This window comes from Kitasatospora sp. NPDC101176 (genome assembly GCF_044768035.1).
Classification (GTDB): domain Bacteria; phylum Actinomycetota; class Actinomycetes; order Streptomycetales; family Streptomycetaceae; genus Kitasatospora.
Genome location: NZ_JBIWPA010000044.1, coordinates 51,401 through 73,141 on the forward strand (window position 1 = coordinate 51,401; position 21,741 = coordinate 73,141).

Annotated in this window: 21 protein-coding genes; 15 read left to right on the forward strand and 6 right to left on the reverse strand. The window is 73.2% G+C overall.

Annotation, left to right across the window (positions count from 1 at the left end):
* Positions 1 to 56: 56 nt before the first annotated feature.
* From ACIRS1_RS36180 to folE, 5 genes are all read left to right on the forward strand, one after another.
* Positions 57 to 1,235 (forward strand): zinc-dependent metalloprotease, encoded by a 1,179-nt coding sequence (locus tag ACIRS1_RS36180; RefSeq protein WP_402846718.1) that lies wholly within the window; start codon positions 57 to 59, stop codon positions 1,233 to 1,235.
* Between the two features lie 299 nt (positions 1,236 to 1,534).
* On the forward strand, positions 1,535 to 2,662 hold the full coding sequence (gene tilS / locus ACIRS1_RS36185) for a tRNA lysidine(34) synthetase TilS (protein WP_396316900.1): 1,128 nt from the start codon (positions 1,535 to 1,537) through the stop codon (positions 2,660 to 2,662).
* A gap of 70 nt (positions 2,663 to 2,732) precedes the next feature.
* Positions 2,733 to 3,287 (forward strand): hypoxanthine phosphoribosyltransferase, encoded by a 555-nt coding sequence (gene hpt / locus ACIRS1_RS36190; protein ID WP_030059589.1) that lies wholly within the window; start codon positions 2,733 to 2,735, stop codon positions 3,285 to 3,287.
* A 226-nt stretch (positions 3,288 to 3,513) separates the two neighbouring features.
* Complete coding sequence (gene ftsH / locus ACIRS1_RS36195; protein ID WP_360215056.1) at positions 3,514 to 5,568, forward strand: ATP-dependent zinc metalloprotease FtsH; 2,055 nt, start codon at positions 3,514 to 3,516, stop codon at positions 5,566 to 5,568.
* A gap of 108 nt (positions 5,569 to 5,676) precedes the next feature.
* Entirely contained in the window at positions 5,677 to 6,282 is a 606-nt protein-coding gene (gene folE / locus ACIRS1_RS36200) for a GTP cyclohydrolase I FolE (protein ID WP_360215059.1), read from the forward strand.
* Between the two features lie 35 nt (positions 6,283 to 6,317).
* Here folE and ACIRS1_RS36205 read toward each other — a convergent pair whose 3' ends face one another.
* Positions 6,318 to 7,106, reverse strand: a complete 789-nt coding sequence (locus ACIRS1_RS36205) for a ferritin-like domain-containing protein (protein WP_360215062.1) — start codon at positions 7,104 to 7,106, stop codon at positions 6,318 to 6,320.
* A 115-nt stretch (positions 7,107 to 7,221) separates the two neighbouring features.
* Positions 7,222 to 8,376 carry an alpha/beta hydrolase gene (locus tag ACIRS1_RS36210; RefSeq protein ID WP_402846721.1) on the reverse strand — a complete coding sequence of 385 codons (1,155 nt, stop codon included), beginning with the start codon at positions 8,374 to 8,376 and terminating at the stop codon, positions 7,222 to 7,224.
* 379 nt (positions 8,377 to 8,755) lie between these two features.
* On the opposite strand from ACIRS1_RS36210, the gene ACIRS1_RS36215 reads away from it, so the two are divergent.
* The 7 genes from ACIRS1_RS36215 to ACIRS1_RS36245 all read left to right on the forward strand — a co-directional run bounded on the left by ACIRS1_RS36215 (position 8,756) and on the right by ACIRS1_RS36245 (position 15,377).
* A complete protein-coding gene (locus tag ACIRS1_RS36215; protein WP_402846723.1) occupies positions 8,756 to 10,594 on the forward strand; it encodes a phosphatidylglycerol lysyltransferase domain-containing protein in 1,839 nt (612 codons plus the stop codon).
* Between the two features lie 78 nt (positions 10,595 to 10,672).
* On the forward strand, positions 10,673 to 11,560 hold the full coding sequence (gene folP / locus ACIRS1_RS36220; protein WP_402846725.1) for a dihydropteroate synthase: 888 nt from the start codon (positions 10,673 to 10,675) through the stop codon (positions 11,558 to 11,560).
* The gene (locus ACIRS1_RS36225) at positions 11,557 to 12,054 is read left to right on the forward strand and encodes a nuclear transport factor 2 family protein (RefSeq protein WP_280685470.1); all 498 of its coding nucleotides are present in this window, start codon (positions 11,557 to 11,559) and stop codon (positions 12,052 to 12,054) included. Before folP ends, ACIRS1_RS36225 begins: the two co-directional genes overlap by 4 nt.
* Before the next feature lie 247 nt (positions 12,055 to 12,301).
* A complete protein-coding gene (gene folB / locus ACIRS1_RS36230) occupies positions 12,302 to 12,661 on the forward strand; it encodes a dihydroneopterin aldolase (RefSeq protein WP_360215118.1) in 360 nt (119 codons plus the stop codon).
* Positions 12,662 to 12,719: 58 nt separating this feature from the next.
* Positions 12,720 to 13,319, forward strand: coding sequence for a 2-amino-4-hydroxy-6-hydroxymethyldihydropteridine diphosphokinase (folK, locus tag ACIRS1_RS36235; protein ID WP_360215074.1), 600 nt, complete (start codon positions 12,720 to 12,722; stop codon positions 13,317 to 13,319).
* Between the two features lie 174 nt (positions 13,320 to 13,493).
* The gene (locus ACIRS1_RS36240; RefSeq protein ID WP_360215077.1) at positions 13,494 to 13,982 is read left to right on the forward strand and encodes a DUF3180 domain-containing protein; all 489 of its coding nucleotides are present in this window, start codon (positions 13,494 to 13,496) and stop codon (positions 13,980 to 13,982) included.
* A gap of 177 nt (positions 13,983 to 14,159) precedes the next feature.
* Complete coding sequence (locus tag ACIRS1_RS36245) at positions 14,160 to 15,377, forward strand: hypothetical protein (protein WP_402846728.1); 1,218 nt, start codon at positions 14,160 to 14,162, stop codon at positions 15,375 to 15,377.
* A gap of 101 nt (positions 15,378 to 15,478) precedes the next feature.
* On the opposite strand, the gene ACIRS1_RS36250 is transcribed toward ACIRS1_RS36245, so the two are convergent.
* A complete protein-coding gene (locus tag ACIRS1_RS36250; RefSeq protein ID WP_360215083.1) occupies positions 15,479 to 16,054 on the reverse strand; it encodes a TerD family protein in 576 nt (191 codons plus the stop codon).
* 125 nt (positions 16,055 to 16,179) lie between these two features.
* Entirely contained in the window at positions 16,180 to 16,677 is a 498-nt protein-coding gene (locus ACIRS1_RS36255; RefSeq protein ID WP_387907478.1) for a hypothetical protein, read from the reverse strand.
* Between the two features lie 127 nt (positions 16,678 to 16,804).
* Here ACIRS1_RS36255 and arfB point away from each other — a divergent pair, with 127 nt between their 5' ends.
* Complete coding sequence (arfB, locus tag ACIRS1_RS36260; protein WP_360215089.1) at positions 16,805 to 17,239, forward strand: alternative ribosome rescue aminoacyl-tRNA hydrolase ArfB; 435 nt, start codon at positions 16,805 to 16,807, stop codon at positions 17,237 to 17,239.
* Between the two features lie 6 nt (positions 17,240 to 17,245).
* Here the strand turns inward: arfB and ACIRS1_RS36265 are convergent, their stop codons facing one another.
* Positions 17,246 to 17,782: a flavin reductase family protein gene (locus tag ACIRS1_RS36265; RefSeq protein ID WP_387907481.1), complete on the reverse strand. Its 537-nt coding sequence runs from the start codon at positions 17,780 to 17,782 to the stop codon at positions 17,246 to 17,248.
* 386 nt (positions 17,783 to 18,168) lie between these two features.
* Between ACIRS1_RS36265 and ACIRS1_RS36270 the strand changes: the two genes are divergently transcribed.
* Together ACIRS1_RS36270 and ACIRS1_RS36275 are read left to right on the forward strand one after the other, a co-directional pair.
* Positions 18,169 to 19,953 carry a diguanylate cyclase domain-containing protein gene (locus ACIRS1_RS36270; protein WP_402846731.1) on the forward strand — a complete coding sequence of 595 codons (1,785 nt, stop codon included), beginning with the start codon at positions 18,169 to 18,171 and terminating at the stop codon, positions 19,951 to 19,953.
* Between the two features lie 144 nt (positions 19,954 to 20,097).
* Positions 20,098 to 21,090, forward strand: coding sequence for a hypothetical protein (locus ACIRS1_RS36275; protein ID WP_402846733.1), 993 nt, complete (start codon positions 20,098 to 20,100; stop codon positions 21,088 to 21,090).
* Between the two features lie 72 nt (positions 21,091 to 21,162).
* Here ACIRS1_RS36275 and ACIRS1_RS36280 read toward each other — a convergent pair.
* Positions 21,163 to 21,741: amidohydrolase family protein (locus ACIRS1_RS36280; protein ID WP_402846735.1), on the reverse strand; the 579-nt coding region annotated here is incomplete at its 5' end.

A 21,741-nucleotide genomic window follows, 5' to 3' on the forward strand; every position in this document is an offset into this window, starting at 1 on the left:
GGTCCGGGTTCGGCGGGTGGCTGCCGTTGACGGGTGCGAGCACGTACGGTGAGGGCATGACGAGCGCGAGTGGCGGTGCTGGCATGGTCGACTGGAATCTCGCGGTCGCAACCGCGACCAGGTTGGTGCGGCCGGGGCCGGAGGTGAGCCGGGCCGAGGCCGCGGCGGTGGTCGCCGAGCTGCGCCGGCACGCGCTGGAGGCCGAGGAGCACGTCCGGGCCTTCACCGGGATGCGGTCGAGCAGCCTCGCGGCGGCCGCCGCGACACCGGTACTGGTGGTGGACCGCCCGGGCTGGGTGCGGGCGAACGTCGCGGGCTTCCGGACGGTGGTCCAGCCGCTGGTGGACAAGCTCCAGGCCCGCCGGGCGAGCAGTCCGACGGCGGGCGTGTTCGGCACGGTGGGCGAGAAGGCCACCGGGATCGAGGTGGGCGCGCTGCTGGCGTTCCTCTCCACCAAGGTGCTCGGCCAGTACGAGACCTTCGCCCCGGCGGAGCCGTCCCTGGAGGCGCCGGACAGCCCCGCCGCGCTGTTCGACAAGCCGCGGCTGGGGCCGGAGGGCCCCGGGCCGGGCCGGCTGCTGCTGGTGGCGCCGAACATCGTCCACGTGGAGCGGGAGCTGGACGTCGACCCGTCCGACTTCCGGCTCTGGGTGTGCCTGCACGAGGAGACGCACCGGACCCAGTTCACCGCGGTGCCGTGGCTGCGCGACCACATCCAGTCCGAGGTGCAGTCCTTCCTGGCCGAGACGGACGTCGACCCGGGTGCGCTGCTGGACCGGCTGCGGGACGCGGCGGGCTCGCTGGGCGGCGGCGGCCCGCAGGGGGCCGGGGGCCGGGAGGGCGCGCCGTCCGCCGGGTTGATGGAGATCGTCCAGTCGCCCGCGCAGCGCGAGATCCTGGGCCGGCTGACGGCGGTGATGTCGCTGCTGGAGGGCCACGCCGACGTGGTGATGGACGGGGTCGGCCCGGCGGTGGTGCCGACGGTGGCGGAGATCCGGGAGAAGTTCCAGCAGCGCCGCGACCGCGGGGCGAACCGGCTGGACCTGGTGCTGCGCCGGCTGCTCGGGATGGACGCCAAGCTGCGGCAGTACCAGGACGGCGCGGTGTTCGTGCGCGGGGTGGTGGACCAGGTCGGCATGGAGGGCTTCAACCGGGTCTGGACGTCCCCGAACACGCTCCCGACCAAGGAGGAGATCCACGACCCGGCCGCCTGGGTCGCCCGGGTCGCGCGCTGACGGCGGCCGGCCGCGGCGGCGACGGACCCCGCCGCTAGCCGGGCGCGGGGTGGCGCAGGGTGGGCGCAGGGCGGTCAAACCCGCTCGTACGAGTGGTCCAATCGGGCAACGGGAGGGAGAAGATACGTTTCTCCATTCACCCGAACGTGGGACGGTGGTCGTACCGGTGGCGCGGGTGGCGTAGCGGGCCGCCACTTTCTGCCACCATCTGTGAGCGCCCGGTAACAGGGTGCTCACACGGGGCGCGGCCCGGCCGCGCGAACCGTCGTCCTGTCCCCTCCGCCGAGGAGCCGTCCGCCGTGGGACCACACCCCGCCGTCGCCGCGATACGCCTGGCCGTCCGCCGCACGCTCACCGACCTCGCCGCCGAGGCCGGCACCACCTTCACCGCGCCCGTGCGCGAGCCCCGCGAGCGCCCCGCCGGCGCGCCGCTGGTGGGCGCCGCCGTCGGCACCACCCTGATCGGCAACGCCGCCCGCCACCCCTCCGGACTGCCCCGGACCCCGGCCGCCCCCGGCTCGCCGCTGGTGCTGGTCGCCGTCAGCGGCGGCGCCGACTCGATGGCGCTGGCCATCGCCGCCGCCTTCGAGGCCCCCAAGATCGGCCTGCGGGTCGGCGCCGTCACCGTCGACCACGGTCTGCAGGCCGGCTCCGCCGACCGGGCCGCCCAGGTCGCCGAACGGCTGCGATCGCTCGGCCTCGACCCGGTCGAGGCGATCCCGGTCGACGTCGGCCGGGCCGGCGGCCCGGAGGCGGCCGCCCGGGACGCCCGCTACGCGGCCCTGGACGAGGCCGCCGAGCGGCTCGGCGCGATCGCCGTCCTGCTCGGCCACACCCGCGACGACCAGGCCGAGACGGTGCTGCTGGGCCTGGCCCGCGGCTCCGGCGCGCGCTCGCTGGCCGGCATGCCCGCGCAGAAGGGCCGCTACCGCCGCCCGCTGCTGGAGCTCGACCGGGCGGCGACCCGGCAGGCCTGCTCCGCCCAGGCGATCCCGGTCTGGGACGACCCGCACAACTGTGACCCCGCCTACACCCGCTCCCGGGTCCGCCACGAGGTGCTGCCGGTGCTGGAGAAGCACCTGGGCGGCGGCGTGGTCGAGGCGCTGGCCCGGACGGCGCGGCTGTTCCGCGACGACGCGGACGCCCTCGACCAGTGGGCCTCCCTGGCCGAACGCGACCTCCGGACCGGCGAAGGCACCCTGGACGCCGTGAAACTCGCCGAACTGCCGCCCGCCGTCCGCCGCCGGGTGCTGCGCCGGGCCGCGCTCCGGGCGGGCTGCCCGGCCGGCGACCTGTTCGCGCGGCACCTCGAGACGATCGACCTGCTGGTCACCGGATGGCGCGGCCAGGGGCCGTTGCACCTACCCGGGGGCGTCGAGGCCACCCGCAGGTGTGGCACGCTGGTCTTTCGGCGGCAGGGCGACTGACGGGCTGGCATGCCCCGGGGTGGCCGGCCGCCGGCCACACAGACCCCGAACGTTTGAGGACGTATCCCCGGTGGACCAGAACGACATGGGCGCTGACCTCGCGAAGGTGCTCATCAGCAAGGACGAGATCGACGCCAAGCTCCTGGAGCTGGCCGAGCGCATCGACCGGGACTACGCAGGCAAGGACCTGCTGATCGTCGGCGTCCTCAAGGGGGCCGTGATGGTCATGGCCGACCTCGCCCGCGCCCTGCACTCGCAGGTCACCATGGACTGGATGGCGGTGTCGTCCTACGGCATGGGCACCAAGTCCTCCGGCGTGGTGCGCATCCTGAAGGACCTGGACACCGACATCGCCGGCCGGGACGTCCTGATCGTCGAGGACATCATCGACTCCGGTCTGACGCTGTCCTGGCTGCTGGGCAACCTGGGCTCGCGCGGCCCGGCCTCGCTCGAGGTCTGCACGCTGCTGCGCAAGCCGGACGCGGCCAAGGTCGAGATCGACGTGAAGTACGTCGGTTTCGACATCCCGAACGAGTTCGTGGTCGGCTACGGCCTGGACTACGCGGAGAAGCTGCGTAACCTGCCCTTCATCGGGACCCTCGCCCCGCACGTCTACGGGGGCTGAGAACCCCGTTCGGGCTACGGGTGGGAACAGCAGGTGGTTCCCGCCCGTTGGACCGGGCGGACAAAGAACGAAGCTGTGTCGCTGCGCTCCCGCCACCGGCGGGCGCGACTGCGGTACGGTCCAATAAAACCGCTCTTCACATGAGCACCGACCGGATGCGCCGCGGCCCACAGCCCCCCGGCGCCGTTGAGTGGCAGGAGGGACGGGGCGGCAACGCCCCGCATGGATGGACGTCAAGCGATACTTCCGTGCGCCGATCATGTGGATCGTGCTGGCCGTCCTCGCCGTCATCGTATTGATGCAGGTCGTTTCGGACTCGAACGGCTACAAGACGGTGGACACCGGTCAGGTCGTCGCAGCGATCGACGCCAAGCAGGTCAAGTCCGCGCAGATCACCACCGGTGACTCGAACACGATCAAGATCCAGCTGAAGGACGGCGCCACGCTGTCCAACGCCGGGACGGGCAAGCCGCCGTCCGGCAGCAAGTTCCAGGCCTCGTACATCGGCGACCAGGGTGTCTCGATCGCCGACAAGCTGCAGGCCCAGATCAACGACAACGACTCGAGCACGCTCTCCGAGGGCTACACCGTCAGCCCGGAGAAGCAGAGCACCTTCGTCAGCCTGCTGCTGTCGATGCTCCCGATCGTCATCATCGTCCTGGTCTTCCTGTTCCTGATGAACCAGATGCAGGGCGGCGGCTCCCGGGTCATGCAGTTCGGCAAGTCCAAGGCCAAGCTGCTCACCAAGGACACCCCGAAGACGACCTTCGCGGACGTCGCGGGTGCCGACGAGGCCGTCGAGGAGCTCCACGAGATCAAGGAGTTCCTCCAGGAGCCGGCGAAGTTCCAGGCCGTCGGCGCCAAGATCCCCAAGGGCGTGCTGCTCTACGGCCCGCCCGGCACCGGCAAGACCCTGCTGGCGCGCGCCGTCGCAGGCGAGGCCGGGGTGCCGTTCTACTCCATCTCGGGCTCCGACTTCGTCGAGATGTTCGTCGGTGTCGGCGCCAGCCGCGTCCGCGACCTCTTCGAGCAGGCCAAGGCGAACGCCCCGGCGATCGTCTTCGTCGACGAGATCGACGCCGTCGGCCGGCACCGCGGTGCGGGTCTCGGCGGCGGCCACGACGAGCGCGAGCAGACCCTCAACCAGCTGCTGGTCGAGATGGACGGCTTCGACGTCAAGGGCGGCGTGATCCTGATCGCCGCGACCAACCGCCCCGACATCCTGGACCCGGCGCTGCTGCGCCCGGGCCGCTTCGACCGCCAGATCGCGGTGGAGCGCCCCGACCTCCAGGGCCGTCTGGACATCCTGAAGGTCCACCAGAAGGGCAAGCCGATCGCGCCCGACGTCGACCTGTCGGCCGTCGCCAAGCGCACCCCCGGCTTCACCGGTGCGGACCTGTCGAACGTCCTCAACGAGGCCGCTCTGCTGACCGCCCGCTCGGACAAGAAGCTGATCGACAACGGCATCCTGGACGAGGCGATCGACCGCGTCGTGGCCGGTCCGCAGAAGCGCACGCGGATCATGTCCGACAAGGAGAAGAAGATCACCGCGTACCACGAGGGCGGTCACGCCCTGGTCGCGGCGGCCTCCCCGAACGCGGACCCGGTGCACAAGATCACCATCCTGTCCCGCGGCCGGGCCCTCGGCTACACCATGGTGCTGCCGGACGAGGACAAGTACTCCACCACCCGCAACGAGATGCTCGACCAGCTGGCCTACATGCTGGGCGGGCGCGCTGCGGAGGAGCTGGTCTTCCACGACCCGACCACCGGCGCCTCGAACGACATCGAGAAGGCCACCGCCACCGCGCGGGCCATGGTCACCCAGTACGGCATGACCGAGCGCCTGGGCGCGATCAAGTTCGGCACCGACAACTCGGAGCCGTTCCTGGGCCGCGAGATGGGCCACCAGCGCGACTACTCGGAAGAGGTCGCCGGGCTGGTGGACGAAGAGGTCAAGAAGCTCATCGAGAACGCGCACAACGAGGCCTGGGAGATCCTGGTCGAGAACCGTGACGTGCTCGACAACCTGGTTCTGGAGCTCCTCGAGAAGGAGACCCTGAACAAGGAGCAGATCGCCGAGATCTTCGCCCCCGTGGTCAAGCGCCCGGCCCGGCCGGCGTGGACGGGTTCCTCCCGCCGCACGCCGTCCACCCGGCCCCCGGTGCAGTCCCCGAAGGAGCTGGCGCTCACCAACGGCGCCGCCACGACCGACACCGCCCCGGTGGACGTCGTGAAGCTCCCGCCGCTGCCGACCGCGGAGCCGCCCGCGGAGGGCTGATCCGGCTCACCGTGCGAACGGAATGGATGCCGCGTCACCGGGGTTTGTACCCTGGAGGCGCGGCATCCGTGCTGCTCAGCAAAGTCGTCCCTAGTAAGCGAGGCCCGCATGATCGACCCGGTGACGCTCGACGGTCCGCCCGCCGTCGGGACCTTCGACCAGAAGCGGGCCGAGAACGCCGTGCGGGAGCTGCTGCTCGCGGTCGGTGAGGACCCGGACCGCGAGGGCCTGCTGGAGACCCCGGCCCGGGTGGCGCGCGCCTACAAGGAGATATTCGCGGGCCTGTGGCAGGAGCCGGAGGACGTCCTCACGACCACCTTCGACCTCGGCCACGACGAGATGGTCCTGGTGAAGGACATCGAGCTGACCTCGGTCTGCGAGCACCACCTGGTGCCGTTCCGCGGCGTGGCCCACGTCGGGTACATCCCGTCCCCCAGCGGCAAGATCACCGGTCTGTCCAAGCTCGCCCGGCTGGTCGACGTCTACGCCCGCCGCCCGCAGGTGCAGGAGCGGCTGACCAGCCAGGTGGCCGACGCGCTGATGCGGATCCTGGAGCCGCGCGGGGCGATCGTCGTGGTCGAGTGCGAGCACATGTGCATGTCGATGCGCGGCATCCGCAAGCCCGGCGCCAAGACCATCACCTCCTGCGTCCGCGGCCAGCTGCGCGACCCGGCCACCCGGGCCGAGGCGATGAGCCTGATCATCGGCCGCTAGCGGCCCCGGCGGGGTCCCGGCGGCCCCGGCGGGGTTCAGAGCACCTCGCGCTCCGCGTGCGGCGGGGCCGGGGTGCCCAGGGCGTTGCGGCGCTCGGGCATCCGCAGGGTGACCATCCGCCGCCAGCCGAAGGCCCGGTCGTACAGGTAGAGGGCGTGTACCCCGAGGGTGACCACGGCCAGCTGCCAGCGCGGCCAGCGCAGGATCCGCGCCATCCGGGACGTCACCGCGAGGCCGACGTCCCGGTGGGTGCGGATCTCGCCGCGGGCGCTGGTCTCCAGGGTGTGCCGGATGTACGGCCCGTGGCCCTCGGCGCGCAGTCGCAGCAGCTCCTCGTGGCAGTACGCGAGGTGGTCGTCCTCGTCGGCGGAGATCATCCGCACCGCCCGGCCGAGGTCCGGGTTGTCCCCGTAGACCCTGACCAGCTGGCGCATCTGCTCGGCGGCGCGCTGCTCGGTGACCCGGCTGTGCGCGAGGTAGGTGATGATCTCGCGGTCGGTCAGCGGGAGGTCGCTGTTCAGCCGCTCGTGCGAGAGGCCGACGCCCTTGCGCTCCAGCAGCATGCAGTAGTCGGCCTCCTCCGGGACGGGCACCTTGGGCAGGCCGCGCTTCTTCAGCAGCTGGCTGAAGATCCGGCCGTGCTTGCGCTCGTCGGCGCCGTGCCGGGCGATCTTGGGGGCGAGGACCGGATCCCGGGTGAGGACGGTGATCCGCTCGTTCTCCCAGCCGCCCTGGTCCTCGCCGCCCGCCGCGATGCTGCAGAACAGCTGGTACGCCTGGTCGTTCCGGTAGATCTCGTTGAAGAGCGATCGGGTGCTCAGCACGGCGCCTCCTGCGCGGATCCGGGTGGCGCCCGCCGGGGGTCGGACGGGCGGCCGCGATACGTTCCCCCGGGCGGCCGGCCGGTCGGGGCGACCGGCCGGTAATCACCCGCATGCGTCAGCCGAGGTGCTCGCCGATCCACTCCAGCGAGGACGGCAGCTCGCGGGTCCAGCTGTCGAAGTTGTGGCCGCCGTCGTCCAGGTACTGCGAGTCGATCCGGAACTGCGGGTTGGCCGCGGCCACCTGTTGGGCGTGCTCGACGAACTGCACGGTCTGGGCGAAGTCGCCCTCCTTGCGGGAGGAGACCACCAGCAGCGACAGCGCCGGGGCCGGGAGGTTCTGCAGCCGCCAGTTGAGGTCGCTCTGCTGGGCCAGGGCGTTGTCCCCGCCGAACAGGCTGCCACCCGTGAACTGGTCCTCCTTCACCTTGAAGTCGCCGTGCAGGCCGACCGCGCTGCCGTAGACGTTCGGGGAGCGCATCGCCAGCCGCAGTGCGCAGCTGCCCCCGGTCGAGTAGCCGAAGACGGACCAGGAGGCCGCGGAGCGGCCGGTGCGGTAGGTGGCGCGCAGCGCGTCCGGCACGTCCTTGGTGAACCAGGTCTCGCTGCGCGGGCCGCCGGGGACGTCCACGCACTCGGTGTCGCGCGGCGCCGCGACGGTCGGGCGGGCCATCACCACGATGGTCGGCGGCATCTTGCCGGACTTCTGCATCTCGGTCACGGTGTGTACCAGCGGCAGCTCCTTGAGCAGGTTGAGCGTGGTGCCGGGGTAGCCGGCCAGGGCCACCATGACCGGGAAGCGGACCAGCGCGAACTTCGGGTCGAAGTACTCGGGCGGCAGGTAGACGAACATCTGGTCGGACAGGCCGGTCTCCTTGCCGTTGACCCGGACCGACTCGACCTTGCCGGTCTCCTCGGGCGGGCCCTTGGGCAGGTCGGTGACCGTCTCCAGGCCGCCTTCGGTGGTCGGCTGGATCAGCTCGTCCGAGGCCGGGGCGACGCCCTTGTGGTTCTCGTTGCTGGTGAGCGCCAGCTTGGAGCCGCCGGGGCTGAGCAGGTCGTCCCAGGAGGTGTAGAACCCGAAGGAGTTGTTCACCGCCAGCGCCAGTACGGCCACCACGGAGACCTGAGTGACGGTCAGCAGGCCGAGCCGGCCGAGGACCGGCAGCGGGCGCTGGCGGGCGAGCCGGGGCCAGAGCCACAGGGTGGTGACGAGGGCCGCGGCGCCGAGGGCGAGCAGCGAGTTCACCAGCGCGTCGCTGGTCAGTTCCATGCCGTCGGCCTTCCGGTGGGACACTGTCGGTGCACGGCTTCATGGTCTGGCGGTCCGTCAGCTCGGGCCACCGCGGCTACGCCGTCCGGACGTCGGGGCGGGCCGGGAGGGCGGGGGGGAGTCCGTAGGCAACCGGCGCCCTAGAATGCGGCGTCCACCGTACGTACGGCGTACCGGATGGCCCTGCCGCGCCACGCGGCGACGGGCCCCCGGCTCCCACCCCCGGCTCAACCGCAACGCGCACTCGGCACCGGATTACCGACCGTTTCCGGATCCTTGGTATGCGCATTGCCCGATGAAGGAAATGGCATGAAGGTCCATCACGCGTCCTCCCCCGGAGTGACGGGACAGCGCCCCGCAGCCTCTACGCTGAGCTTCCATGAGCGTTCCCGTGTCCGTTGAGCCGAGCCCCGAGCAGCCGCGTCGTCGCCGCGGTCTGCAGACGCTGCGCAACCAGGCGTCGGCCGTGCCGAGGGCCTGGCTGCCCGGCGCGGTCGGGTACGCCTGTCTGCTGATCGGGCTGCTCGACATCGCCAGTGCGGTGTTCCCCAAGCTGCGCCACAGCAGGATGCACAGCTTCGCCGGGCAGCTGCCGGGCGGCACCACCACGCTGGCCGCGGTCGGCACGATGATGGTCGGCCTGCTGCTGGTGCTGCTCGCGCACGCGCTGCGCCGGCGCAAGCGGCGGGCCTGGCGGGTGGTGTGCGTGCTGCTGCCGGTCGGTGCGGCGCTGCACATCGTGCGCTGGCACCAGGTCGGCCCGGCGGTCGTCTCACTGGTGGTCCTCGCCGTGCTGCTCGTGCACCGGCGCGAGTTCTACGCCAAGGCCGACCCGCGCACCCGCTGGCGGGCGCTGGTCAACCTGATCCTGATGGGCACCGTCAGCGTGCTGCTGGGCCTGCTGATCGTGAGCACCCGGACCAAGTACGAGATCGGCCACCCCGGTCTGGGCGAGCGGCTCGAGCACGTCGGGTACGGACTGTTCGGCTTCGAGGGGCCGATCCGCTACAACAACATCCGGATGTCCGACCTGGTCGCCTACCTGCTCGGCGGGCTCGGTCTGCTGACCGCCTTCACCACCGCCTACCTGGCGCTGCGACCGGGCAAGCCGAAGCCGGAGCTGACCGCCGGGGACGAGGAGAAGGTCCGCGCGCTGCTCGCCCGGCACGGCGAGCGCGACTCGCTCGGCTACTTCGCCCTGCGCCGCGACAAGAGCGTGCTCTTCTCGCCCACCGGCAAGGCCGCGATCTCCTACCGCGTGGTCTCCGGCGTGATGCTGGCCTCCGGCGACCCGGTCGGCGACGTGGAGGCCTGGCCGGGCGCGATCAAGGTGTTCATGGCCGAGGCCCGCGAGCACGCCTGGGTGCCGGCCGTGATGGGCTGCAGCGAGGTCGGCGGCGAGGTCTGGACCCGTGAGGCGGGCCTGGACGCCCTGGAGCTGGGCGACGAGGCGATCGTCGACACCGCCTCCTTCTCGCTCTCCGGCCGGGCCATGCGCAACGTGCGCCAGATGGTCAAGCGGATCGAGCGCAACGGCTACTCCTGCCAGGTGCGCCGGGTCTCCGACCTCTCCCCGGCGGAGCGGTACCGGATCGCCGACGCGGCCGCCCGCTGGCGCGGCACCGACACCGAGCGCGGCTTCTCGATGGCCCTCGGCCGCTTCGGCGACCCGCTGGACGAGGACTGCGTGGTGGTCACCGCGCACAAGGCCCCGGAGGAGGGCGAGGGCGGCGACGACCTGAAGGCCGTGCTGCACTTCGTGCCCTGGGGGCCGGACGGCATCTCGCTGGAGCTGATGCGCCGCGACCGCGCCGCCGACCCGGGCCTGAACGAGCTGCTGATCGTCGCCGCCCTGCAGGCCGTGCCCGCGATGGGCGTGCGCCGGGTGTCGCTGAACTTCGCGATGTTCCGCTCGGCCCTGGCCCGCGGCGAGCGGATCGGCGCCGGCCCCGTCCTGCGGGCCTGGCGCGGGCTGCTGGTGTTCCTCTCCCGCTGGTTCCAGATCGAGTCGCTGTACAAGTTCAACGCCAAGTTCCAGCCCGAGTGGGAGCCGCGCTTCCTGGTCTTCCCGAGCACCAGGGACCTGCCGCGGATCGGTTTCGCCGCGATGCAGGCCGAGGCCTTCATCACGCTCGGCATGCCGCGCTTCGGCCGCCGGCGCCAGCGCGAGGGGCTGATGCCCGCCCCGGCCGCCCACGAGGTCACCGAGGCCGCCTGAGGCCGCCCGGAGCGCCGCCGCGTGGACGGGGCCCCCGCCGAGGATCCTCGGCGGGGGCCCCGTCCGATAATGGAGGACATGAGCAACTCGCCGTCCTTCTCCCTGCCGGCCGGACTGCCGCGGCTCGACCGCTGCGCCGTGATGGGCGTGGTCAACGTCACGCTCGACTCCTTCTCGGACGGCGGCCTGTGGCACGACCCCGCCAAGGCGATCGCGCACGGGCTCGCCCTGCGCGCCCGCGGCGCCGACCTGGTGGACGTGGGGGGCGAGTCCACCCGTCCCGGCGCCCGGCGGGTGCCCGAGGAGGAGGAGCTGCGCCGGGTGCTGCCGGTGGTGCGCGAGCTGGCCGGGGCGGGGGTGGTGGTCTCCGTCGACACCATGCGCGCCTCCGTCGCCGAGCAGGCCGTCGCGGCCGGCGCCGCGCTCGTCAACGACGTCTCCGGCGGCCTGGCCGACCCGGCGATGGCCCGGGTGGTCGCCGAGACCGGCGCACCCTTCGTGGTGATGCACTGGCGCGGGCAGTCCGCCGACATGGAACGGCTGGCGGTCTACGACGACGTGGTGACCGACGTGGTCGGCGAGCTCACCGGCCGGGTCGAGGCGCTGCTGGCGGCCGGGGTCAAGGAGGAGCAGCTGGTCCTCGACCCGGGGCTCGGCTTCGCCAAGACCGCCGAGCACAACTGGGCGCTGCTCGGCCGGCTGGACGCGCTCACCGCGCTCGGCCGTCCCGTCCTGGTGGCCGCATCGCGCAAGCGGTTCCTGGGTACGCTGCTCGCCGACCCGCAAACCGGGGAGCTGCGCCCGGCGCGGGAGCGCGACGACGCGACCGCCGCGGTGTCGGTGCTGTCGGCCCAGGCCGGCGCCTGGGCGGTGCGGGTGCACGACGTGTCCGGCACGGCGGACGCCGTGCGGGTGGTCGCGGCCTGGCAGCACGCGGCCCGACGAGGGGTGAGGGAGGGTCTGTGACAGGTGACGGCAGGCTGAGCGGCGGGACGGCCGGCCGGGCCCGCGAGGCGGACCTGGAGGCCGTGCTCGCGGCGAACCGGGCGCTCTACCAGGCGCTGGAGGAGGGGGACCTGGAGGCGGTCGAGGACGCCTGGCTGGGTGCCGCGGACGCCGACGACAAGGGCGGGGTGGTCTGTGTGCACCCCGGCTGGCCGGTGCTGCGCGGGCGGGCGCAGGTGACCCGCTCGTACATGTTGATCATGATGAACACGGAGTACATCCAGTTCTTCCTGACCGACGTCGAGGCGGAGGTCCACGGCGATGTGGCCCTTGTCACGTGCACCGAGAACATCCTCTCCGGCGGCGAGGCGGAGGAGGAGGGCGAACTCGGACCGCTGGTCGGCGGAAAGGTCGTCTCGACCAATCTCTTCCGCCGCACCCCGGCCGGGTGGAAGCTCTGGTCGCACCACGGTTCACCCGTTCTGACCAGCGGCGACGAGGACGACGAGGACTGATCCGGGAGTCACCCGAAAACCGCCGCCGGGAAGTCGCCCGGGAATTTCCGAGTGGTCACCGAACGTTCACGTCAATCGCCATTCCGGTGCGCGTGGCGACGGTTCGTGCCGGGTAGGACGGTCAGGCGGTGTCCGCCCCCGCGGGTAGATTCGAAACGGAGTGGCGGGCGTGCTGCCCGCCTTCGCCCTGCCCGTCCATGTCATTCTCCGGGTGGGGCCCGTCCGACTGGGAGCAGTGATTCGTTTGCTGGACCGCGTCACCCTGCGGGGTCTGCGTGCCCGGGGCCACCACGGCGTCTTCGAGCGCGAGCGCGTCGAGGGCCAGACCTTCGTGGTCGACCTCGTGCTGTACCTGGACACCCGCCCCGCCGCGTCCGGCGACGACCTCACCCGCACGGCGCACTACGGCATCGTGGCCGAGGAGGTCACCGCGATCATCGCCGGGGAGCCGGTCGACCTGATCGAGACCCTCGCCCAGCGCATCGCCGACCAGTGCCTGAAGCACGAAGCGGTCGAGGAGGTCGAGGTGACCGTGCACAAGCCCGACGCCCCGATCACCGTGCCGTTCGACGACGTGACCGTGACCATCCACCGGAGCCGCGCATGACCGCCGCTGCGCGCCCCGCAGTTGTAGAGGCCCAGCCTCCCCGAGTAGAGGACGCCCGATGAGCACCAGCGACCCGACCGCCTCGCCGACCACGTTCGACCTGGAGAGCCGGGTGGACTCCGCCGACACCACGCTGCACAGCCAGCGGTGCGCGGTGATCGCACTGGGCAGCAACCTGGGCAACCGCCTGGACACCCTCCAGGGGGCCGTCGACGCCCTGGCCGACACCCCCGGACTCAAGATCAAGTCGGTCTCCGCCGTCTACGAGACCGAGGCCATGGGCGGCCCCGACGAACAGCCCAACTACTACAACGCGGTCGTCGTGCTGCGCACCACGCTGCCCCCGCGCGACCTGCTGGAGCGCGGCAACGCGATCGAGGACGCCTTCGGCCGGGTCCGGACCGTCCACTGGGGCCCGCGCACCCTGGACGTCGACATCCTCGCCTACGAGGGCGTCCTCAGCGACGACCCGCAGCTGCTGCTGCCGCACCCGCGCTCGCACGAGCGGGCCTTCGTGCTCGCCCCCTGGCTGGACGCCCAGCCGGAGGCCGAGGTGCCCGGGCACGGGCAGGTCGCCGAACTGCTGCGGGCCCTCGGCGGCCCGGACGCGCAGGGCGTGTGGCGCCGCGAGGACATCCGGCTGACGCTGCCGGAGTGACCGCCCCCGGCCGGGCGGCCGGGGAACCAGACCGGGGGCCCGGCCGTACGACTAGGTGTCCGCCGTTCGCGCGGTGGTCCGCCCGGCCGGGCCCGGTACGGTGGCCTGGCGCCGCCGTGCCGGACCACCGGGCGGCCGGCCGGCTCTGGTAACCCCGGGAAGGACCTCCTCCGAGTGAAGCTGCTTCGCCTCCGTCTGCTGGTCGGCATCACCGCTGCCACGACGGCGCTGTGCTGGGCCGGCGCCAAGTTGTGGGCCTCCCTGGACACGCTGCCGGCGGTGCCGGTCGCGGCGCCGGTGGTGCTGGCCGCGGTGGCGGTGATCCTGCTGGCCACCGCGCTGTCGCTGCGCTCCCGGCTGAAGGCGGTGCGCGAGCGGCAGCCCGGCGCGAAGGGCGTCGACCCGCTGCTCGCGGCCCGGGCGGTGGTGCTCGGCCAGGCCAGCGCGCTGGTCTCGGCGGTGGTCACCGGGGTCTACGCGGGCGCCGGGATCTTCCTGCTCGGCGAGCTGGACGTGCCGGCCCGCAAGGACCAGGCGGTCACGGCCGGGCTCGCGGTGCTGGCGGGAGCCGCGGTGATAGCGGCGGCGCTCTGGCTGCAGCACGTGTGCCGGCTGCCGGAGGACCACGACGGGCCGAGCGGTCCGGCGGCCTCGCACCGCTGAGCGGGTCCGGCGCCGCTGAGCGGTCCGCTCGCGCGGGCCGGCCCCGCAGCGCCGAACGGGGCATTCCCGGTGATCTTGAGTGAAGCGCCGGGTACGTGCGGTAAAACTTGCGCACTGTCAAGGGCGGAAGGGGACCCTGGGCTGACACGGCCCCAATTCGCACGCTAGTTTCTTGGCATGTCTCGCGGACGTCACCGTCATTCCTCCGTCCTCGGCCGGATCTTCCCCCCCACCGCCGCCGGCGTGCTGCTCGTGGCCGCGCTGGGCGCCCTGCTCTTCAGTCAGGACACCATCCTGGTGCGCTCGGTGGGCGTCGCGGCGGTGATCGCGACGCTCGGCTTCGCGCTGCTCCTGAAGCAGCGTGACAAGGCCGCCCGGGCCGCCGCCGAGATGGCCGTCGCACAGCGCCTGCGGGCCGAGGAGCGCTTCGAGGAGCAGCTCGCGGAGGCCGAGTACGCGGCCGAGGTCGCCGAGGAGCGGGCCACCCGGTTCGGGCGGCGGCTCACCGCGGAGAAGTCCCGGCTCGCCAAGGCCGAGACGGAGATCGCCCGGCTGCTGCGGGAGCGGGCCGTGGCGGTGGCCGAGCAGGCGCTCAAGGAGGCCGAGGCGGCCCAGCGGGCGCTCGCCGCGAGCCGCCCCAAGCACCCGGCCAGCCCGGCCGCGTTCGTCCGTGCCGGCTCCGTGCTGCGGCTGCTGGCTCGGCGGGCGGCGGAGCGGGAGGCGCAGCGGGAGCGGACCGCGGGCGCGGAGGTCGCGCTGCGCGCGGCCGCGGCGCCGGCCAGGCAGGCCCCGGTCCGGCAGGCTCCGGCCGCGGTGGCCCCTGCGCCCGTCGTACCGGCCCCGGTGGCGCCCGTGGTGCCGGCTCCGGTGGCCCCTGCGGTGCCGACCCCGGCCCAGGCCCCGGCGGTGCCGGCTCCGGCCGCCCAGGCGCCGGTGCGGCCCGCGCCGGTGCGCCCGGCGCTGACCGCCACGGTCGGGCAGCTCGGCGGGGCGCCGACGGCTCCGGTCGCGGTGCCCGCCCCGGTGGAACGGCAGCGGCTGCGCCCGGCGCAGTCCGGGGCGCGCGGACAGGGCTTCAGCTTCTTCGGCCGCGGTGCTGCTCCGGGTCCGGCCGTGCGTGCGGCGGCCCCGGCGCCGGCGGTGGGCAGCGTCGCCGAGCTGGGGGAGCGCACGGACCTCGCGGACGTGGTGGGCGACGAGGCGGTGGCCGCACAGGCGCAGGAGGTCCGGGAGGCCCAGGCGGCGCCCGCGCCGGAGGGCGTCGGCGAGCCGGAGGGTCGCGACGAGCCGACGGGCCGTGCGGCCGGGGACGGGGCGGTGCCCGAGGTGGTCGACCTGACCCCGGAGGAGGAGACCGAGCTGATCCAGCTCCCGGAGCTGCGCGCCTCGCGCTGAGCCCGGGGGCCGCTGGAAACGGCGACGGCGCGGGAAGTCGGTCCGACCGACTTCCCGCGCCGCGGCGTTTCCGGGGGTGCCGGGACGGGCCCGGCGGGGCGTCAGAGCTGGACGCCGAAGTCCTGGGCGATGCCCGCCAGGCCGGAGGCGTAGCCCTGGCCGACGGCACGGAACTTCCACTCGCCGCCGTTGCGGTACAGCTCGCCGAAGATCATCGCGGTCTCGGTGGCGGCGTCCTCGGAGAGGTCGTAGCGGGCGATCTCGGCACCGCCGGCGGCGTTCACCACGCGGATGTAGGCGTTGCGGACCTGGCCGAAGCTCTGGCCGCGGGCGACCCCGTCGTAGATGGTGACCGGGAAGGTGATCTTGACGGCCTCGGCCGGCAGGCCGGCCAGGTTCACGTTGATCGACTCGTCGTCGCCGACGCCCTCGCCGGTGCGGTTGTCACCGGTGTGCACGACGGTGTTGTCGGGGGTGCTGGTGTTGTTGAAGAAGACGAAGTGCCCGTTGGACAGCACCTTGCCGTCCGCGTTCAGGACGATCGCGCTGGCGTCGAGGTCGAACTCGGCGCCGGTGGTGGTCCGGACGTCCCAGCCCAGGCCGACGCTGACCGCGGACAGGCCGGGGGCCTCCTTGGTCAGCGAGACGTTGCCACCCTTGGAGAGGCTCACTGGCATGGCGATTGCAGTCCCTTCGTTCGCTTTTCCCCGGACAACGCAATACTCGGGTGGGTTGGTTCCACGGAGTCCGTGAATTTCTGCTGGCCGCCAATCCCCGGGCAAAGGCGGGGCAATAACGGGGATCAGATCCGGCGGAACCGGCCCTGCAGCGACCAGATGTTCGGATTGTCGGCCAGGTCGGGGTGCATGTCGAACAGATCGGCGAGGGTGTCCTGGAGGAAGTCCCGGGCCTCGCGCCGCAGCTCGCCGTGGCGCACCACCGCGGGCGGCTCGTCCGGCAGCCAGGTCGCGCTGACCTCGACCCAGTTGAAGCGGCGGGCGAACCGCAGCAGCTCGGTGTTCTGGGTGAAGTCCAGGTCGGCGGTCTGCACCCGGGCGGCCCGGCCGCCGTCCGGGTCGCGGTCCAGCTGCTCGGCGATGTCGCACAGCGCCCACGCGAAGTCCAGCACCGGCACCCACCCCCAGGCGGTGGACAGCTCGGCGCCCTCGGCCTCCAGGTAGACGTCGCCGCAGAACAGGTCGTACCGCAGCGCGTGCACCGAGGCGGACCGGTAGTCCGTCTGCGGAGGGTCGGGGAAGCGGTTGGAGAGGGAGTAGCCGAGCTCGATCACGTAGGCCATTGTCCGGGCTGCGGGCGGTGCCGCGGAACCGGGGCGGTGCCGGTGGCGGGCGGGCGTCCGCGGACCCGCCCGGACCAGTGCGGATAACCGGGTGACCCGGCGGGGGCGGGCGGGGGATGATGGGCGCATGCCCGAGCCCATCCGCGTACGGGGGTCGGTGGTCGTCCCCGACGCCGAGCTCGTCTGGCGCTTCTCGCGTTCCTCCGGCCCCGGTGGCCAGCACGTCAACACCTCCGACACGAAGGTCGAGCTGCGCTACGACCTGGCGTCCTCCCGGGCGCTGCCCGAGGTGTGGCGCGAGCGTGCGCTGGAGCGGCTGGCCGGGCGGCTGGTGGACGGCGGGGTGCTGGTGATCCAGGCCTCCGAGTTCCGCTCGCAGTGGCGCAACCGGGAGGCGGCCGCGGCCCGGCTGTCGGCGGTGCTGACCGAGGCGTGCGCGCCGCCGCCGAAGGCCCGGCGGGCGACCAGGCCCAGCCGGGGGACGGTCGAGCGGCGACTGGCCGGCAAGCGGCACCGCTCCGAGCTGAAGCAGGGCCGGCGCTCGCCGCGGGGCGGCGAGTAGGCGGGCTCAGCCGAGGGCGCGGTACCCGCCGCGGAAGTAGAGCAGCGGCCGGCCGGCCGGGTTGGGGACCACGGCCTCCAGGACGCGGCCGAGCAGCAGCGTGTGGTCACCCGCGGGTATCCGCTGTTCGGTGCGGCACTCGACGGTGGCGAGCGCGCCGTCGATCAGCGGCGCCCCGGAGTGCGGGCCGCGCCGGTGCGGGGTGTCCGCGAAGAGCAGCCGGTCGCTGAGCCGGCCCTTCATGGCGAAGCGGGAGCCGAGCGCCTTCTGGCCCTCCGTGAGCAGCGAGACCGCCCAGGTGTCCGTCCGGGTGAGCACCTCGTCCATCCGGGAGTCCTCGCGGACCGAGATCAGCACCAGCGGGGGCTCCAGCGACACCGAGAGGAAGGACGTGGCGGTCATGCCGATGTCCTCGCCGTCCTCCGGGTCGTGGACGGTGACCAGGCTGACGCCGGCGGCGAGCTGGGAGAGTGCTGCCCGGAACTCGTCGGGCGTGGCCTGGGTGGCAGCTTCGGGCTGCGGGGACGGGTACACGTACCGCACGGTAGCCGGAGGCCGCCACGCTCTGCATCGGGCCGAGGTCGTAGGACCACCGGCGCGGGCCGGGGTCACGGGCGGTGGCGGGACTCGCCCCCCGCGAGGTGGTGGAGCTCACTCTCAGGAGTGAAGCGAGGGGCCTGCCGGGCGGCAGGGGGCTTCAGTGCGGGACCGATGAGGTCGACCACGGGAATTGCCCTGATAGCGCGTGATGTACCGCTATGGGGCGGATGAGCTGATTAAGGGCGCATTAGTGTTGTGTGATTTAAGTCACAAGTAGTGGCCTATTGCTGACCGAGCGTGCCGAACGCTGTGCTCCCTGTGATTCAGTTCTTCTGGCAATCGGACGATAACCAATCAAGAACTATCCGAAGCAGCCGGGGAGCCCCCGCATGGAAGCCGAGTCGGAGCCGTACGTCCGTCTCGCGACCCTCCGCACCTTGCACCGGGTCGTGGCGGACCTCAACGCTGCCCGCAGCCTGGCGGGCACGCTGCAGGCCGTCGTCGAGGGCGCGGTGCACGGGCTCGGCTTCGACGCCGCCGCGGTCAGCCTGGTCCGCCCGGACGGCGACTTGGTGGTGGCGGCCGTCTGGGAGCTCGAGGAGAGCGCCATGGGTGGCCCCTCCGTGCTGCTCGGCCAGGTCGGCTCCCGGGAGTCCTGGGACCGGCTGCTCGGCGTCAGCGACCACTGGGGCACCCTGCGCTTCCTCCCCTACGACCGAGGCTGGGCCGTCGCCAGCGACATCCCGCGCTGGATCGGGGACGGCCCGCTGCCCGTCTACGCCAACGACTGGCACCCGGCCGACGGACTGCTCGCCCCGATGTACAGCGCCGGCGGCGACCTGCTCGGCGTGCTCTCGGTGGACCGTCCGCGCAGCGGCAAGCGGCCCGGGGCGTGGACCCGCGAGGCGCTGGAGATGTTCTCGCTGCAGGCCTCCATCGCGATCGGCAACGCCCGGCTGCGGGCCGAGATGCAGCGCGCCCTGGCCCGGCTGGAGAAGGAGCAGCAGGCGCTGCGGGCCAGCGAGGAGAGCTTCCGCCAGGCCTTCGAGTACGCGCCCAGCGGGATGGCCATCACCGAACTGCACGGCGCCGGTCGCGGCCAGCTGACCAGGGTCAACGACGCGCTCTGCCGACTGCTCGGCCGCCCCCGCGCGGTGCTGCGCCAGCAGAGCTTCGCCGATCTCGTCCACCCCGAGGACCGGGCCCTGCTGGAGCGCACCAGCGCCGAGAGCGGCCGGGCGGAGCTGCGGCTGTCCCGGCGGGACGGCGGCTACCAGTGGGTGTGCCTGCGCAACTCGATCGTGGCGGACGCGGCCGAGGGCCCGAGCTTCCTGCTCACCCACGTCGAGGACATCGAGGAGCGCAAGCGGCACGAGTTCCAGCTCGCCCACCGGGCCAGCCACGACGCGCTCACCGGCCTGCCGAACAGCGCCGAGCTGAAGGCCCGGCTGGCCCGTCGGCTCTGCAGCGAGCCGCAGACCGTCGGCGCCGCCGCCGGGGCCGAGACGGCCTACCCGGCCCCATACGGCTACCCCGCGGACTCCTACGCCGCGCACGCCGCCTACGACGGGCTGGAGGGGGCGGACCCGTACGCCGGGCCGGTGCACGGCTACGGGCTGCCCGAGGCCGGTCCGCTGCCGGGGCTGATCGCGGCCTGCGGGGAGCACGTGCACGCGGTGGTCCCCACCGACCACGGACCGGGCGAGGCCTGGTCGGCGCCCTTCCGCTCGGGGGCCGCGGCCCACGCGGACAAGGGGCTCGCGGTGCTCTTCTGCGACCTGGACGGCTTCAAGTCGATCAACGACCGGTTCGGCCACAACGCGGGCGACGCGGTGCTGGTCGAGGTCGCCCGGCGGCTGAGCCAGGCCGTCCGGGACGGCGACACGGTGGCCCGGCTCGGCGGCGACGAGTTCGTCGTGCTGGCCGACGGCATCGGCCGGGAGGAGGCCAAGGACCTCGCCCACCGGCTGCGCAACGCGATCATCCCGCCGATGCGGATCGACGGCCGGGCGATGCGGGTGGGCGTCAGCCTCGGCATCGGCTGGGCGGGGTGCGGGATGAGCACCGAGGAGGTGCTGCACACCGCGGACGAGCGGATGTACGACGAGAAGCGGGCGCGCGGGGGCGCGGTGCGCGGCGCGCGCGGCGAGCGTTCGCACCGGCGGGCGGGCTGACCGGGCCCCGGGGCCGCGCAGGTTACCCGTGGGTTGTCAAGGGCTCTTTCCCGGCAGTCGGGTACGGCAGGTAGGGTTCCCGGGTACGAGAGCGTCCATGATCTGCGCCGGTCCGCACCCGGCGGCGCGAACCGGATGGGGGAGTTGACCACCGTGACGACCGCCGGCAGCAACGGAGTGCCCGAGGGCCAGGGGGGCGGTGCCCCGCAGGACGACGATCCGTTCGGCTACCTCTACCGCCCGGCCGAGGGCTCGACCGGGCAGTCGGCCGAGCCGCAGCAGGGCGTGCCCCGGACGTCGTACAACCGCCCGATGGAGGTCGGCCGGGCGCAGTACGGGCAGCAGTACCCGCCCCGGGCGCCGCAGCAGCCGGCCTACGGCCAGCAGCAGCCGGGCTACCCGGTCCAGCCGCAGACCCCGTACGCCCAGCAGGGGGCGCCGCAGCAGCCCGAGTACGGCACGGCGCCCACCCAGCAGAGCCGCTACGCCGAGCACTCCCGGCCGCAGCCGGGCGAGGAGCGGCCGAGCAGCGGTCGCAGCAAGGGCGCGGTGATCGGCGCGGTCGCCGTCGTCGCGGCCATCGCGATCGGCGCCGGCATCGCGCTGTCCTCGGGCGACCCGGACGGCGACAAGACCGCCAAGTCCGGCACCCAGACCACCGCCGCGGCCCCGCCCACCACCGCCGCGACCGGCGGGTCGTCCCCGACCGCCTCTCCCTCGGCGAGTGCCACCGTCGCGGCCGGCCCGACCACCGTGGACGCGGGCCAGCTGCAGGCCCAGAACGCGCCGTCCGGCAACAGCGTCAAGGGCGCCAAGTCCGCGGACGGCAGCTACCTGACCCTCCAGCAGGGCGGCTCGGTGACGTGGAACGGCGAGGTCGCCACCGCCGGGACGTACAAGCTGACGGTGCACTTCAGCAACGCCGGCGCGGACGTGAAGGGCGCGGCCTCGGTGAACGGCAAGGACTGGCCGAGCGGGCTGCCGTTCAAGAACTACTCGCCCGGCAAGGACCCGGCGTCCTCCTGGTACACCACCTGGATACTCCCGCAGCTGCAGGCCGGGGCGAACAGCGTCGTCATCACCGCGCCGGGCGGACCGATCCTGATCGACCAGATCACCGTCGAGCCGAGCGGCTGACGCCCGGCACCCGAGTGCGCGACGGCCGCCCGTCCCCGTGGGGGAGGGCGGCCGTCGGCGTCCCGGGGGCCGTCAGGCGGGCTTCACCACGTCGAAGCGCTCGGCGCCGAGGACCCAGCGGCCGCGGCGCATGACGGCGACCAGGTCGTAGGTCTCGGAGTCGAGGGCGACGAGGTCCGCCAGCTTGCCGGTCTCGAGGGAGCCGGTGGTGCCGGCGAGGCCGAGCAGCCGGGCGGGGGTGGTGGAGAGCGACTCGACGGTCTGGCCCAGGCTGAGGCCGTTGACCGTGACGGAGCGCTTGAAGGCGACGTCCAGCGTGAGGGTGGAACCGGCGATCGCGCCGCCCTCGACCAGGCGCGCGACGCCGTCCTGGACGCGGACCTGGAGGGGGCCGAGGGGGTAGAGGCCGTCGCCCATGCCGGCGGCGCCCATGGCGTCGGTGATCAGGGCGACGCGGGAGGCGCCGGCGGTGCGGTAGGCGAGGTCGAGGACGGAGGGGTGCAGGTGCACGCCGTCGTTGATCAGTTCGACGGTGACGCGGTCGTCCTCGAGGAGGGCGACGATGGGGCCGGGGGCGCGGTGGGCGATGCCGGGCATGGCGTTGAAGAGGTGGGTGGCGACGGTGGCGCCGGCGTCGACGGCGCGCAGGGT